This window comes from Paraburkholderia sp. RL17-383-BIF-A (genome assembly GCF_046028015.1).
Taxonomy (GTDB): Bacteria; Pseudomonadota; Gammaproteobacteria; order Burkholderiales; family Burkholderiaceae; genus Paraburkholderia.
Genome location: NZ_JARESR010000001.1, coordinates 1 through 15,183, shown reverse-complemented (window position 1 = coordinate 15,183; position 15,183 = coordinate 1). Strand labels below are relative to the sequence as shown.

The window sequence follows — 15,183 nt, the reverse complement described above, 5'->3', positions numbered from 1 at the left end:
AGCGCGGAGAATACGGCTAGCGGCGGTCCGGCAACGATGGGGCTCACCCTAAGTCGTCGCGACCTGGATACCGCCAACCATCATCCCGCGATTCGCTTACACCCCTTTCCTTGCGCCGCCCATACTCCCGCGAAACCAGATGGGTCGGGTAACCGGCGCGGCTATCTTCCGCACAGGCTTTCGGATACAAATATAGGGAGTAAGCCTGCTCGAAGGAAGGGTGCGGAAACCACCGTCATTACCACCAAAGTTGGATAATTGATGGCCATTACCGACTCTTCGCTTGCGCGGCAAGTGCCGCGAAGCGCGCTGCGACAAGGGTTTTTGTAATCCCACACCGGCAAAGCTTCAACAATGGATCCCGCTGGGACCGTCCGGGCGCGATAAACAGAACAGATGCCTTATGAACCAAATCGCAATTCGGAATTCCAGAACACGGCCCCGTCCATGAGCAGCCACGAACTTCTCAACCTCTCGCAATTGCGCGCATTCCGAATGGTCGCCGACACGGGCAGCGCCACGCGTGCCGCCGCCGCCCTGTTTCGCGCCCAATCGGCCGTCACTCGGTCTGTCCAGGAACTCGAGTCGGCACTCGGCGAGCCGCTCTTTGTCCGCAGTCCGTCGGGCATGCTTCCAACGCCAGTCGGCCGGGCGATTCTCAAACGTTGCGAGCGGATTTTTGCCGAACTGGAAGAACTCGCGCAGTGGTGCTCGGCAAGGCAGGCACGCCGTCGGGCTGCGGCGGAGGGCGCGTTGCCGGCTTATCTGCTCAACACGCGGCGGCTGCAACTGTTTGCGGCGCTTGCCCGCCATCGGCACATGCCCAGCGCAGCGAGGACCTTCGGCATCAGCCAGCCAGCCGTGAGCACCGCGATTCGCGTGCTGGAAAGCGGCTCCGGTCTGACTTTATTTCATCGTAGCCCGCGCGGCATCCTTCTCACGACAGAAGGCGAAGCGTTTCTGCTGCGCGTGCGTCGCGCGTTGAACGAACTAAGGCATGTACCCGACGACGTCGCGGCAACGCACGGTCAGATTCAAGGCACGGTGACAGTCGGTGCGTTGCCGCTCGGACGCACGCTGATCCTGCCAAAAGCGATCGCACGGATGACGAGGGAAAATCCAGGTGTGCGCACCATCACGAACGAAAGTGCCTACGAGGCGCTCGTTGCAGACCTGCGCGCGGGTGACGTCGACTTTATCCTCGGTGCGCTGCGGGAGAACGACGCCGCGAGTGGCCTGAAGAACGAGCGACTGATGTCGTCCGACATGGCACTGCTCGTACGCCGCGATCACCCGCTCGCTCGCGCGCGCGATCTCAGCATCATGGACCTGCGCGACGCACAGTGGATCCTGCCGCGCAGCAACGCACCGGCTCTTGCGCTTTTCGAGAAACAGTTCAGGCGAATGAAGGTCAAACCGCCTGTGCCGACCGTGGAAACTGCGGACCTGGCAGTGATTCGCGGGCTGCTATTCGACACGGACATGATTGCCGCGCTGTCGGCCCACCAATTGCAACTGGAAATTCAGTCCGGACAACTGGCGATTCTCGACGTCAAGTTACACAACACGCGACGCGACATCGGTTTGACCATGCGCTCGACCGGCAGCCCGTCCCCGGCCGCGCGAGCTTTGATCGATGCGATCCGCGTGTCCGTTGTAGACGTGATGCGCACACACAGTGGCTGAAGTCCGGCAATTCGGCAGGCGTTTTCGACATGGCGAAAGCGATTCGCCAATTCCGAAAAACATGGAAGTTTGCGCGCTGCCTCGCGGACTTTCAGGGGGAGGATTTGGCGAGAACAGTCCGCGGAGAAACAGAAAGACTCGCTGATTCCCTGGAGCACTCTCCAGGGAATCAGCGAGTCATCGATCAGATACTTTCCGGCGTAGCCGGAGCCACTGCAGTCAGTACGAAAGCCGTCGTGATCGCCGTGTGCGGGAAGCCGATCCTTGTCGGCTGCCGCACACGCGGATGGAGCGAGCTATTACGCACTCACGTCGAAATCAGTTGTGGCTGTAGTTGACGACAGGAGCCGAATAGGAGCTGCGGGTCGTTTCCGAACGGCTGCCGGCCTGCGACGAACCATTCGTGGCCGAACCATAACCGCTGGTTTGGACTGCGCCGTTTTGCGCGGCTACACGAGCCTCGGCAGCTTGAATATCAGCCGGATATTGGGGGTCGCTCGCGGTGGCCGGGTTGTAGCCGGCCTTTTCCAGCTGAACCAGCTCAGCGCGCACTTGCGCGCGCGTAACCGGCTGATTCGATTGAGCAAAAGCGGCGAGCGGTGCGGTGATGAGTGCGGCGATAACTGCGGCTTCGATCAGGGATTTCATGATAACTACCTCCAGAGATTGTTTTTGCCACGCTGCGAATCGGTTTGTCTGCAGCGGATGAACACAGTCTAGGAGTCAGTCTATTTAGGGTAAACCCCCAATCGCCTAATTCACTGTTGCGATAATCGGGATAATTGCGTCGAGGGCACAAGATTTGACCTCTCCGACGGCGGCAATTCGCCGGCCTTTGTACCGCCTGTCCCCTGTCCCCTCTCTCCTCGCGTTGGCGCTTCAGCGCCTTTACGCCGGCCCCACGGAAGGCTGCCGGTCGCTTCTCGGGCTCGCGCCGAAGCGCGCGCGGTACGTGCGCGAAAAATGCGAGGGCGACTCGAATCCGCATGCCACGCAAATCGAAGTAATCGACATGTCGGTCTGTTGCAGCAGCTCGCGCGCACGCGCGAGGCGCAACTGCAGATAGAAATGGGTCGGCGTGTCTTTCAGCGAGGCGCAAAAGAGCCGCTCGAGTTGACGCCGCGTCACGCCGATCTCCTGCGCGAGCCGATCCGGCGCGAGCGGCTCCTCCATATGCTGTTCCATCACGCCGATCACCTGAATCAGCTTGCGGTTGTGCACGCCGTAACGCGCGGCGATCTCCATGCGCTGATGATCCGAGCGCTGGCGGATCCGGCTCACCACGAATTGCTCCGACACCGCCGAGGCCAGCGCGGCGCCATGCTCACGGCCGATCAGGTCGAGCATCATGTCGATCGATGCGGTGCCGCCCGCGCACGTAATGCGCCGCGCGCCGATTTCGAACAGCTCCTGACTCGCGTCCAGCGACGGATAACGCTCGCGGAACGCCGACAGCGCTTCCCAGTGCACGGTCACGTTGTCCGCACTGCCCAGCAGGCCGGCTTCGGCGAGCACGAAACTGCCGGTGTCGATACCACCGAGCGTCGCCCCCGCGCGGTCCAGTCGCTTCAGACAATCCCCCAGCGCACGCGTATAGCAGGCAAGAGGCTCGAAGCCCGCGACGACGAAGAGCGTTTGCGCCGCGGCCACGTCGCCGATGGCCGCATCGGCGTTGATCGAAATGCCGTTGCTGGCGGCCACCGGCGCGCCGTCGACACTCAGAATGCGCCAGCGGTACAGATCGCCCTGAAAGCGATTGGCCACCCGCAACGGCTCCACCGCCGACATGAAGCCGATCGCCGAAAAGCCCGGCAACAAGAGGAACGACATATCTTCGGGCATCGTGCAAACACTCGATCAGGAGAGACGAAAACGCGGGCGGACGCGGGCTTGCGGCGAGCCTAGCAAGCAGCACGCAAGTGGGCAAGGCGCGTCAAAAATCCCGCCGCGGCGCTGTTGTACCCGCAGTTGTACCCGCTATACCACCCGCTGTTGCACTGCAAGACGAAGCGCCGCTGGTTTTCCCTCATAGTCGCGTGGAAGCAAAAACCGGTCGCTGGCGGTCGCTTTGCGCGGAATATGGGGCATTAACGTTACGTCATCGTGCAGTTCAGGCATCACACAGGCCGTATCGCATGTCCGGGGGCCGCTTCGCCAGGTTTCATCTGCTCAGGCGCGGCCCGGTTCGAAACACGCTGTTAAACGTGTCAGAAGAGGGAACATCATGAAGTTACGCATCAAAGCCGTGCTTGCCCATTTTGTATGCCTCGCGGCCGCGGCCGTTACCGCGCTGCCGGCCTTCGCGCAGGATCCGGCTGCCTGCCGCGCGGTGCACTTTGCCGACATCGGCTGGACCGATATCACTTCGACCACCGCGCTTGCTTCGACCGTGTTCGAAGGGCTCGGCTATCAGCCGGTGACGACCGTCGCCTCGGTGCCCATCTCGTTTGCAGGCCTGAAGAGCAAACAGCTCGACGTGTCGCTCGGCTACTGGTGGCCGGTGCAGGAAAAGGCGATCGCGCCGTTCGTCGATTCGAAATCGATCCAGGTGCTGCAGCCGCCCAATCTGACGGGCGCCAAAGCCACGTTCGCCGTGCCGAGCTACGAATACGACGCGGGCCTGAAAACCTTCGCCGACATTGCCAAACACCGTGAGCAGCTCGACGGCAAGATCTACGGCATCGAGCCCGGCAGCAGCGCGAATGCGGCGATCCAGAAAATGATCGCCAACAATCAGTTCGGCCTCGGCGGCTTCAAGCTGATCGAATCGAGCGAAGCGGGCATGCTCGTTTCGGTCGATCGTGCGATCCGCGAGAAAAAGTGGGTGGTCTTTCTCGGCTGGGAACCTCATCCGATGAACATCCAGATCGACATGAAATACCTCACCGGCAGCGACGGCGTGTTCGGTCCCAACGACGGCGAAGCACGCGTTTACACGCTGACGTCCCCCGACTTTCTGACGCGTTGCCCGAACGCGGGCAAGCTCGTGAGCAATCTGCGCTTTTCTACGCAGCTCGAAAACGTGGTCATGCAATCGGTCATGAACAAGGAAAAACCGGCCGACGCCGCCAAAGCCTATCTGAAGAAAAACCCGCAAGTACTCGACGCATGGCTTGCCGGCGTCAAAACCTACGACGGCAAGGACGGCTTGCCCGCGGTCAAGGCTTATCTCGGTCTTTGATCTCGACAGTCGCGCATTTCAATCCACAGGAACTAGCACGCATGAATCATGAAGTCATCGTGACCTGCGCGGTCACCGGCGCAGGCGATACCGTCGGCAAGCATCCGGCCATTCCCGTCACGCCGAAACAGATTGCCGAGGCCGCCATTGAAGCCGCCAAGGCCGGCGCCACCGTCGCGCACTGCCACGTGCGCGATCCGAAGACCGGACGCGGCAGCCGCGATCCGCAGCTGTATCGCGAGGTGGTCGACCGCATTCGCTCTTCGGGCACGGACGTGATCATCAACTTGACGGCCGGCATGGGCGGCGATCTGGAGATCGGCCCAGGCGAAGACCCGATGCGCTTTGGCGCGGGCACCGATCTGGTCGGCGGCCTGACGCGCCTCGCGCATGTCGAGGAGTTGCTGCCGGAAATCTGCACGCTCGATTGCGGCACGCTCAATTTCGGCGACGGCGACTACATCTATGTATCCACGCCCGCGCAATTGCGAGCCGGCGCGCAGCGCATCCAGGCGCTCGGCGTGAAGCCGGAACTGGAGATCTTCGATACGGGCCATTTGTGGTTCGCCAAGCAATTACTCAAGGAAGGCTTGCTCGACGCGCCGCCGCTGTTTCAGATTTGCCTGGGCATTCCCTGGGGCGCGCCCGCCGACACCACGACCATGAAAGCCATGGCCGATAACCTGCCGCCCGGCGCGCAATGGGCCGGCTTCGGCATTGGCCGCATGCAGATGCCGATGGTCGCGCAGGCCATGCTGCTCGGCGGCCACGTGCGCGTCGGCCTCGAAGACAACATCTGGCTCGACAAAGGTGTGCCCGCAACGAATGGCACGCTCGTGCAACGCGCGGTGGAAATCATCGAACGGCTCGGCGCGCGCGCGCTGACGCCTGCCGAAGGACGCCGCAAGCTGGGCCTGCCCGCGCGTGGCGAACGCCAATTGGAGCGGCGTGCGGCGGGACAGTACGCGTGATCGTGCGCCACGCGCGTTGCCTGCATGGCGGCGCGCATCGCAATCAGACAACACACAGGCAAAGGAAACGTCAGCAATGGCAGTGATCGTCGATATCAAAACATTCGCGGCAATCGGAGTTGGCGTGATCGGCAGCGGCTGGGTGGCGCGCGCGCTCGCGCATGGGCTCGATGTTCTCGCGTGGGACCCGGCGCCGGGCGCTGAGAAGCAATTGCGCGAGAACATCGCGAACGCCTGGCCGGCGCTGCAGCGCGTGGGTTTGGCCGCGGGCGCGTCGCCGGAGCGACTGCGCTTCGTCGACACGATCGAAGCCTGCGTCGGGCAGGCGGACTTCATTCAGGAAAGCGCGCCGGAGCGCGAGGAGTTGAAGCTCGCCTTGCATGAACAGATCAGCCGTGCGGCAAAGCCGGATGCGATCATCGCTTCGTCGACGTCGGGTCTTCTGCCGAGCGACTTTTATGCGCGTGCGGTGAGCCCGCAGCGTTGCATTGTCGGCCATCCGTTCAATCCGGTGTATCTGTTGCCGCTCGTCGAAGTGGTGGGCGGCGAACGCACCGCTCCGGAAACCCTCGACGCCGCGCAACAGGTGTATCGTGCTCTTTCGATGCGGCCGCTGCGGGTCCGCAAGGAAGTTCCCGGTTTCATCGCTGACCGCCTGCTCGAAGCGCTGTGGCGCGAAGCCTTGCATCTGGTCAACGAAGGCGTTGCGACCACCGGCGAAATCGACGACGCGATCCGTTTCGGCGCGGGCATCCGCTGGTCGTTCATGGGCACGTTCCTCACCTACACGCTGGCGGGCGGCGATGCGGGCATGCGCCATTTCATGCAGCAGTTCGGACCGGCGCTGGAGTTACCGTGGACTAAACTGGTCGCGCCGAAGCTGACGGATGAACTGATCGACCGGGTCGTGGACGGCACGGCTGAACAGGTCGGCCCGCGGTCGATCAAACAGCTGGAACGTTACCGCGACGATTGCATTACGAGTGTGCTGACGGCGATTGCGGAGGCGAAGGCACGGCATGGCTTGCTGCCGGCCGATTGATGCCTTGAAATGCGCGGCGTGAGCAGCGAGCAGCGAGCAGCACCACGTTCGTCCACAACCGACGCCTTTGATACAAAACACAAAGAGGACTGCCGATGCCGCAACCTGCTACCCTGCCCTGCTATCGCGATACGGTGCGGGCCGAATGGGTCGATTACAACGGCCATTTGCGCGACGCGTTCTATATGCTGATTTTCAGCTTCGCGACCGACGCGCTGATCGACCTGATCGGTTTGCCGGACGCAGTGCGCAAAGCGCGCCGGCGCTCGATCTACACGCTCGAGGCCCACATCAACTATCTGCATGAGATCAAGGAAGGCGCGCAGGTGCGCGTCGACATGCGGGTGCTCGGCCACGATGCCAAGCGCCTGCATCTCTACCTGGAGATGTTTGCCGGCGACGGCGGCGACCCGGTGGCCGCGGGCGAGCAGATGTTGCTGCATGTCGATACCGGCGGGCCGCGCGCCGCCGCGTTCGATCCGGATGTCGCCGCGCACGTACGCGGGCTGGCCGACGCGCATGCCGCGCTACCACCGGCCAGGTTTGCCGGCCGCGTGATCGGCTTGCCCGCCGCCACGAAACCCAGCGGGATTGAACATGCTTGAGCCAGAGATTGCCGCGTTTATCGAAAGAACCGCCGCGATTTACTCAGGGCATTCGACTTCGCTGACGCCGTCCGAGCAGCGCCAGATTTACGACCGGTACGCGGCGGCGTTCACGCCCGCGCTGCCCGATAACGTCGCGACCCAGGACGCCGCGTTCCAATCCCCCGCGGGCCATTCGATCGCGCTGCGGCTGTACCGCAACCGCGCTGGCCGGCACGAAACGCCGCCTGGCACCGTGCTGTACTTTCACGGCGGAGGCTTCGTACTCGGCTCGCTCGACAGCCATCAGGTCATGACAGCGCGCATCGCCGCGGACACCGGTCTTGACGTGATCGCGGTCGACTACCGGCTCGCGCCCGAACACCGCGCCCCTGCCGCGCACGACGATTGCCTGGAGGTCACGCTCGCCGCTTTGGCAGGACGCTTACCGTTCGATTTACAGTCTGGCGCCGCGCTGCAACTGGCCGGCGACAGCGCCGGCGCCACGCTTGCGGCCAGTGTGGCGATGCGCCTGCGCGATGACGGCGTTCAGGGCCTGCGCGGCCTTGTGCTGGTCTATCCGATGCTCGGCACCGACCCTCAGCCGCCCGCGCGTGAAACCGAAGCGCATGCGCCCATGCTCAAACTGGCGGATGTTCACGCATTCCGCGATTTTTACTGGGGCGCACACCCGCCGTACCCGGCGTGGACCATCCCACTCGACGCGACACGCTTCGACAGCCTGCCGCCGACGCTCGCGATCGGCGTCGAACACGATCCGTTGAGAGACGACGCGCGCGTGTTTGCGGAGCGTATCCACGCAGCGGGTGGAGAAGCGCGGCTGTGGATCGGCGCCGGACTCGTCCACGGATGCTGGCGCGCTATTGAATCCAGCCCAGGCGTGCAGAGCTTGCACGCGGAGGTGTGCCGTTTTCTATGCGCGCACGCGGCACCGGCGTCTTCTGCCGGTCAGCGCTGAGGTTCGCGCGGCGAGCGGCTCGGCGCCTTGCGCAGCGCACGGTCCGCGGGTGTATTCGGCGCCGGCAACCGCACCGTGAAGGTGGTATGCGTGCCGCTTATCGAACTGCACTCGATACTCCCGCCCAGAAGCTCCGTTGCGCGACGGCAGAACGCGAGCCCCATCCCCGCGCCGCTGCCGTGACGTTTGGTCGTGAAAAAGGCGTCGAAGATATAGGGCAGAACATCGGGCGAAATGCCCGGCCCGGTGTCGCGGAATTGCAGCACGCAAAAGTCCTGATCCTGAGCGGCGCTGATCGTGATCTGACCATCGCCGCCCAGGCGGATCGCATGCAACGCGTTTTTCAGCAGGTTGAACAGCACGAAGACCACCACCGTATCCGAACCCGAGAACGCCATGGCGGGATCGATGGGCGTCACCGTGACGCGTGCCCGCTCGCCGCTGTGAAACGGATACCGTTCCAGCGCCGACATCACACATTGCCGCACCGAATGCCGGCTGAAACCGCTGCGGTCCAGACGATCGAGCGTGTAGGATGCGAGCGCCATCTCAACCATCGCGCTGGTTCCCGAGACTTCGCGTCGGATTGCCGTCGCCAGCTGGCCGATGCGCTCGGTTTGTCCGGATGGGTCATGGTCATCGTAAATTCCGTGCGTGACCGCCATCCGGTAGCCGTTGAACACGTGAGACCAGACGCTGGCGATCTCGTCGGCGTGCATGCCGATGGTCGCGAGCGGCGTCGATATCTCGTGCGCGATGGTCGCCGCAACGGCATAGGGGTGAATCAGGTGATAGCGGACGATGGTGATCGCCAGCAGCGCGAGGCTGAGGCCGATAAATAGGACGCCCGGTGGATAAAACCCGTAGCCGTAGTTGACCGCGTAATCCACCGCCGCAAACGAGTACAGGCAAAGGCTCGCCAGGCACAGGTCGAGGCGTCTGCGCGCGTGCCCCTCGGCCTTGCGGCGCGCGGCGAGCAGAAGCTGCCCGCTGCGCACGGCCAGCAACACGGTCTGCACGACATGCAACGGATGCAGCGGCCCGGCGACCGGATAGAAGCCGAAGAAGAAGCGCTGATAGCCGGCCACCACTTCGTTGCCGGGAAGCAGTATCGCAAGGACGAAGCACAGGCCGTACGACGCGAGCAGTATTGGCCGCTCACGGCGCTGCGCCACCACCTCCGTGACGAAGTGATAGAACGTGGTGGGTAGAAAGAGAATGAAGAGATAGCCGCACCGGACCAGCATTTCCGCGGTCTGCGGGTTGTCGGTCTGGAACAGCAGTGTCCAGGTGCCTTGCCAGGCGAACGTCGCCGCGCACATCAGGATAAACGGCGTGAATAGCCGCGTCGCCCCCTGCGTGATCAGTACGTACAGGCCGAACACCACGAACATCGCGGACACGAAGGCTGTCGGAATTGCGTACATGTGGCTCAACGTGTCGGCCGAATTTAGCGATTCCGCTCATTCCGCCATTGCGCGAAAGTTACGAGGTTCATGCCCACGTCGGCTGCGTCGATCGGGGACCAGCAGTAGAACACGTCACCCCAGCCCGGCACGGGCTGCGGCGTCAGCGTCCTGAAGTTCATGCCGGAACGGTAGGCCAGATTCGGCCAGAATACCGGCATCACCTCGCGCACCGCCATCTGTTTCAGCAGGTCGGCCGGGCCGTCCTCGTCCGCCACGATTTCGCCCTGTGAGATCCAGTCGTTCTCAGCCCATGCAACGAAAACGCTCGGGTTTCCGGCGCGGTCGAACATCAGAATGGCATCCTGTTCCGGGCGCCAATAGTATTCGACGATGTTGTGCGCGGCCACCAGTTCGTCGATGACTTTGCGCGTACGCGGATCGCAGTACGTCATGCCGCTATCGCCCAACGCCAGCCAGCCGCCTTCCGAACAATGCCTGTTTTTTGCATCTTTCAGGAAGTTGGCCAGCCGGTTTGCGGAATCGATATCCGTCTTTCTCAGGTATAAATCGACGATTCCGGCGTTAAAGGCCTTGACCGCGACGGTTTCGTCCGCCACACCGGTCAACAGCACTTTCGCGCAGCGCAGATTGGAGATGGCCGAGAGGAATTCGACGCCGCTCATGCCCGGCATGTCGAAATCCACGACCACCGCCGCCACTTCCGAAAAGCGTGCGCCGCGCGCCAGAATGTCCCGCTCCGCCGAGCTTTCCACGTAGCGCTCGAAGCCCGTCTCGCTCACACAGGCCGACGCCGGCGCAAACTCCAGCGAATTTTCGCGAGCATGCTGACGGATGAAGGCAAGCGCGGTTTGAGGCCGCGTAAAAAACAGATTGGTGGCGATATCGGGAAAGAAACGCCGCAGGGCGTCCAGGTAGCCGTCGTTGTCATCCACGAAAACAACCGTTGACGGGTACAGAACAGGTGGTCGGATAAAGTTGTTCATATTTTCACGTGGTTCGTCGCGCCGCCTCCGGAGCGTGGCCGCGGCAGGCCAGCAGCCGGAAGACAAGGCGAGTCCGTAAGCCATATCGCGGCGTGGCGCCCCCCGATTTGGAAGTGCGGCCGACGCTTCGACCACTGCCTGCACGCCCACCCCGCACTTTGCCGCTACAGGTTTTCCGTGTGTTCGCATATGGAACACGCCGGCGTGCCTCTTACCCGCTCATAGGGCGGATTCTCTCATGCTGGTCCGCAAACTTCGTATTCCCCTGAACTATATAGTACCAACGGCAGCGGCGACGCGTGACCGGAAAAATCCGCGCGATGGAGCCGGCCGCTACGGCCGCGACGCGACCTCGTCCAGATGCTCCAGCAGATCGGCGGGGTCGTCGTACACCCGCAGCGCACCGGCGCGTTCGAGTTCCTCCGTGCCGTATCCGCCCGACAACAGGCCCACGCCCAGAGCGCGGCAGCGCCGCGCCGCGAGCATGTCCCAGATGCTGTCCCCGACCACCACCGTGTTTTCGACCGGCACGCCGAGCCGCTCAGCCGCGGCGATGAACAGATCCGGATCCGGTTTTGCATATTTGACGTCGTCGCGCGTAACGACCACCGCCTTCGCGGGATCGACACCCAGCGCCTCCAGATTGAGCGCCGCCGTCTCCATGCGGCCACTGGTCGCCACGGCCCACGGCGTTCCGGCTTGCGTGAGCGCGTCGAGCAACGCCCGCGCGCCCGGCAGCGGGCATACCTGCGCCCGCAGTCGCTGATAGGCGGCGGCGTGCGCACGACGCAGGCTCTCTACCCGTTCTGCACTGATTTCGCCGTGGGTTTCCCGCAGAAGCTGATGGGTGAAGAGGCCGCCGCTCATGCCGATCTTGCGGTGAATCCGCCATACCGACAAAGGAATCCCTTCGCTGTCGAGCGCTTCTTTCCACGCCAGAACATGCTGATAGACGCTGTCGACCAGCGTTCCGTCGAGATCGAAGAGGAAAGACGTCTGGATTCGCATGGTGAGCTCCTGTTGGTGACCACGGCCACCAATATGCCATGCCCCGGTTTGGCAGGTCGCAAGAATCCGCGCCTGAAACGGCAAGCGCGCAATGGAATGGCCGCAACTCATGGCCGAGGTGCGCGATGCGATCGACGCGGGCGTCGGGCCACGGTCATCGCAAGCACGCGAACTGGCGCTTCGCTGGCTCGAACTCTTCAGGAGCTACGCGGGCGATGATCCGCGCACCCAGGCGAGGTTTCGGCATGCGCTGCAAACGGAGCCGGCACTAATGGCCGGCACATGGGCGGGCGAGTCTCTGCTTGCGTTCATCCGCGAGCCAATGGCGAACGTCGCGCAGCCGCTTTGATACTGCGTGCCGGCTTCCGGCCGGTATTGGCCGACCGGGAGATTCGGTGCTTCACACTGAAGCGATCCATCAGCGAGGCCATTTCATGTTCATGCTAGCCTCGCGACTTCTGCTCACAGGACGTTGCATGAACACACTTCGATTGCGCCTTCATGGCCCGAGCAGGCAGCGCACGATTGCAATGCTTGCCGCCCTACTGACGATTTCGATAAGCATCAATCACTCCGCCTGCGCGCAGACTGTAGACATGACCCGGGTTGCGTATTCCGGCACCGTCGGCGAAGCGAAGGTCGGCATGACGCTCGCTCTGCATGGAAAAGATCTCGGCGAAGGACATTACTTCTACTACCGCTACCTGAAGGACATTGCGCTGACCGGTCAGCAATCCGGCGGCACGCTGACGTTACAGGAAGCGAACGGCACGTTCACGCTGCATTTTGTGGGCAATGGTTCGAACGGCGGCCAGCCGCTTGATTTTCCCAATAGCGTGGGCCTTGCCGGCACCTGGACTGGCGGCGGAAAGACTCTGCCGGTCAAGCTCGCCCTAGAAAGTATGTCATCCGCGAACACGAATGCGGGTCGCCAGTACGGCATGATCACCGACGAATCGGACCATGCATTCGAGGCGCGCGCTCAAGGTTTCTATTTCGCCGCGCTGAAGGGTGATCCGAAGCAGGCCGCGCGTTTCGTTCACTTTCCGCTGAGGGTGAATTGGGGCACAGCACACCACGAGATGATCGGTTCGGCGAATCAGCTCGCCGCCAGTTGGCATCGCATATTCACGCCCAAGTATCTTGCGGCGTTACGCGACGCGGCTCCGCACGATATGCCGGTGATCAAAGGCCAGTACGCAATGCTCGGGGCCGGGCTTGCGTTCTTTACAGATAAGGGTGTCGAGGTTCTGAACGCGGAGCAGTAAGCGCCGCTCGCGTAGTGGGATGGAGTACTGCGAGTGTGATCGGCTTCCGCGAATGCGTCAGCGCTGCACAGGGTGCTGGTTTTCGTATTCCAAAGCGCAATCGACGCGCCGCCATTTACATCGGCGGCGCGTCGATCGTTTTCCGCGCTTATCGGACTGCTAGTCGGACTGCTTGTCCGACTGCTTGTCCGACTGCTTATCGGGTCATTTACTGGCCCGTGTACCCGAGCGGAACAGTCGAGTTGGCCTTGGCAACCGTCGCGTTGTTCGACACGATGTACTGCGGCACCTCGGTGAGCGTCAGCGCGACCTGACCGTTGGTGTAGGCGACCGTGCTGACATTGCCGTAACCATCGATCTTCGTCACGTTGCCCGACGTGCCGGCATTGTCGACCTGGAGCGAATAGCTGGTCGAATAGGTCTGGCTATACGCGCCGTTGCTCGCCGGCCATTGTGCGTTGCTGTGCGTCCACGCCGCCGTCACGACCTTGCCGTTCCCCAGTTGCTGGAACGCATAGGCAAAGACGCCTGACGGTGCGCCCTTGATCCGGCCCAGCGTATTCGTGCCGTCGAGAACCCGCGTCATCGTCGCGAAGGCCATCGCTTCAGGCTTCGGCGAAAGGTTCGTCGCACCGAACGCACCTTGTGCGTCATTCAGATCGAAGAACGAGCCGTAGCCCACTTCGCCCGGGTAGTCAGGACCGTAGAAAAGCGTCGTGACCTGCGCGCCGCCGCCCAGCACGATGATGTGTGCCCGCACGCCGACCGCCGCATGCGCGAACAACTGGTTCTGCGACGGTACATTGGGACCGTAGTTGAGGCCCGGATCGTAGCTTACGCCGGCTTCCGTGAAGAAGAGTTTCATGTTCGGCTTGCCTGCCTGCATGACCGAGCGCAGTTGCGTCATCTGGTTGTCGAGCGCGTTGGCCTGGTTCGCCGGATCCGGATCCGAGTCCTGCAATTCAGGCGGATGCGACGGATACGTACCCGCATTCCAGTAGCCATGCGTTGCGACTGCATCGATGTAATTCCACAGGCCGAGTGCGCCGAACTTCTGCAGATAACCGGTTGTGCAAGTGTCGCAATTCGAGGCGAACGGATTGCCGGTGCCCATCACGACCGCATTCGGGTCGGTCGAATGAATGCCCTGGTAGGCGGCCTTGTACATGGCAACGAAATTCGCGTCACTATCGGCCCAACCGAGGCTCGGCTCCCACGTTACCTGATAGTAGTTCTTCTGCTGATTCGGGTAATTGGCAGCGCGGATCAGGCTGGTGTCGGTGCCGACCTTGCCCATGTAGGTCTGAAACTCAGCCATGTTCGACGGCGCATAGTAGCTGTCGTTGAACTGGCCGGTCTTCGAGTCCCACGCCGGCAGACCATCGAGACGCACGATACGCATCTGATCCGGATTGGCCTTGTAGAACGGATCGAGGTCATTCACGTTCGGCGTGTACGTGTTGGGACCGTTGGGTTCCATCGCCGATACCTGACGGTCGTCGATCGTCCACGAAATGCCCAGCGCGTGCAGCGCGGCGATGTTGCCGTTAAAGCCCTGCATGCCGAAGCGGTGCTGATCCTGATGCGCGTACGTCACGGTGCCCAGTGCCGAGCTCAGATTCGGCAACACACCGAACGTGGCGATGCCGACCGGACGGGTACCGCTTCGCGGCAACGTGCCACCGTTCGAACGCAAGGTCGCGGTGAGCGCCGCATAGCCGGACCACGTCGACGTACACGGAATCGTACTGGTTTGCACGCCTGCCTTGACTGCAAAACTTCCTTGCGTCTTGATCGCGCCGGTCGAATCCGCAACGGACCAGACGACGGTGTCCGCGCTCGGGGCGTTCGTCGTAATTGCCAGCTTGAACGAGGCGTTGTTCTGGAACACGCGCAGGCCGTCGGTGGTCGGCGTATCGGCGCTGATCACGCCATTCGCTGTGCCGCCGGACGTTTGTGTCGGCGTGCTGCACGACATGGTCGCCCCGCTCGGGGTGGGCGTCGGGGTGGGCGTCGGCGTCGGGGTGGGCGTCGGCGTCGGGGTGGGCGTC

Annotated in this window: 13 protein-coding genes and 1 pseudogene; 8 read left to right on the top strand and 6 right to left on the bottom strand. The window is 62.7% G+C overall.

Annotation, left to right across the window (positions count from 1 at the left end; all coding sequences use genetic code 11):
* The first annotated feature begins 447 nt into the window (after positions 1-447).
* Positions 448-1,686, top strand: a complete 1,239-nt coding sequence (locus P0D71_RS00070) for a LysR family transcriptional regulator (RefSeq protein WP_408478607.1) — start codon at positions 448-450, stop codon at positions 1,684-1,686.
* Positions 1,687-2,004: 318 nt separating this feature from the next.
* Here the strand turns inward: P0D71_RS00070 and P0D71_RS00065 are convergent, their stop codons facing one another.
* Positions 2,005-2,334 carry a DUF4148 domain-containing protein gene (locus tag P0D71_RS00065; RefSeq protein WP_091807209.1) on the bottom strand — a complete coding sequence of 110 codons (330 nt, stop codon included), beginning with the start codon at positions 2,332-2,334 and terminating at the stop codon, positions 2,005-2,007.
* Between the two features lie 240 nt (positions 2,335-2,574).
* Positions 2,575-3,528, bottom strand: coding sequence for a GlxA family transcriptional regulator (locus P0D71_RS00060; RefSeq protein WP_408478605.1), 954 nt, complete (start codon positions 3,526-3,528; stop codon positions 2,575-2,577).
* Between the two features lie 382 nt (positions 3,529-3,910).
* On the opposite strand from P0D71_RS00060, the gene P0D71_RS00055 reads away from it, so the two are divergent.
* The 5 genes from P0D71_RS00055 to P0D71_RS00035 all read left to right on the top strand — a co-directional run bounded on the left by P0D71_RS00055 (position 3,911) and on the right by P0D71_RS00035 (position 8,443).
* Positions 3,911-4,867, top strand: a complete 957-nt coding sequence (locus P0D71_RS00055; protein ID WP_091807205.1) for a choline ABC transporter substrate-binding protein — start codon at positions 3,911-3,913, stop codon at positions 4,865-4,867.
* Positions 4,868-4,908: 41 nt separating this feature from the next.
* The gene (cdhC, locus tag P0D71_RS00050) at positions 4,909-5,838 is read left to right on the top strand and encodes a 3-dehydrocarnitine:acetyl-CoA trimethylamine transferase CdhC (RefSeq protein WP_408478603.1); all 930 of its coding nucleotides are present in this window, start codon (positions 4,909-4,911) and stop codon (positions 5,836-5,838) included.
* Positions 5,839-5,914: 76 nt separating this feature from the next.
* Positions 5,915-6,880: an L-carnitine dehydrogenase gene (locus P0D71_RS00045; protein ID WP_408478601.1), complete on the top strand. Its 966-nt coding sequence runs from the start codon at positions 5,915-5,917 to the stop codon at positions 6,878-6,880.
* A 95-nt stretch (positions 6,881-6,975) separates the two neighbouring features.
* Complete coding sequence (locus tag P0D71_RS00040) at positions 6,976-7,485, top strand: thioesterase family protein (protein ID WP_408478599.1); 510 nt, start codon at positions 6,976-6,978, stop codon at positions 7,483-7,485.
* Positions 7,478-8,443 (top strand): alpha/beta hydrolase, encoded by a 966-nt coding sequence (locus tag P0D71_RS00035; protein ID WP_408478597.1) that lies wholly within the window; start codon positions 7,478-7,480, stop codon positions 8,441-8,443. Before P0D71_RS00040 ends, P0D71_RS00035 begins: the two co-directional genes overlap by 8 nt.
* Here the strand turns inward: P0D71_RS00035 and P0D71_RS00030 are convergent.
* The 3 genes from P0D71_RS00030 to P0D71_RS00020 form a co-directional block, all read right to left on the bottom strand.
* Positions 8,434-9,870 (bottom strand): sensor histidine kinase, encoded by a 1,437-nt coding sequence (locus P0D71_RS00030; RefSeq protein ID WP_408478595.1) that lies wholly within the window; start codon positions 9,868-9,870, stop codon positions 8,434-8,436. The genes P0D71_RS00035 and P0D71_RS00030 overlap by 10 nt on opposite strands.
* A 23-nt stretch (positions 9,871-9,893) precedes the next feature.
* The gene (locus P0D71_RS00025; RefSeq protein WP_408478593.1) at positions 9,894-10,856 is read right to left on the bottom strand and encodes a response regulator; all 963 of its coding nucleotides are present in this window, start codon (positions 10,854-10,856) and stop codon (positions 9,894-9,896) included.
* Between the two features lie 333 nt (positions 10,857-11,189).
* Positions 11,190-11,864 carry an HAD family hydrolase gene (locus tag P0D71_RS00020; RefSeq protein WP_091807190.1) on the bottom strand — a complete coding sequence of 225 codons (675 nt, stop codon included), beginning with the start codon at positions 11,862-11,864 and terminating at the stop codon, positions 11,190-11,192.
* 79 nt (positions 11,865-11,943) lie between these two features.
* Between P0D71_RS00020 and P0D71_RS00015 the strand changes: the two are divergent.
* Both P0D71_RS00015 and P0D71_RS00010 read left to right on the top strand, forming a co-directional pair.
* A pseudogene (locus P0D71_RS00015) lies at positions 11,944-12,213 on the top strand (MerR family transcriptional regulator); the annotation flags it as partial.
* A gap of 127 nt (positions 12,214-12,340) precedes the next feature.
* Positions 12,341-13,132, top strand: coding sequence for a hypothetical protein (locus tag P0D71_RS00010; protein WP_408295880.1), 792 nt, complete (start codon positions 12,341-12,343; stop codon positions 13,130-13,132).
* A gap of 208 nt (positions 13,133-13,340) precedes the next feature.
* On the opposite strand, the gene P0D71_RS00005 is transcribed toward P0D71_RS00010, so the two are convergent.
* The coding region (locus tag P0D71_RS00005; RefSeq protein WP_408478591.1) for a hypothetical protein at positions 13,341-15,183 on the bottom strand (1,843 nt) is incomplete at its 5' end.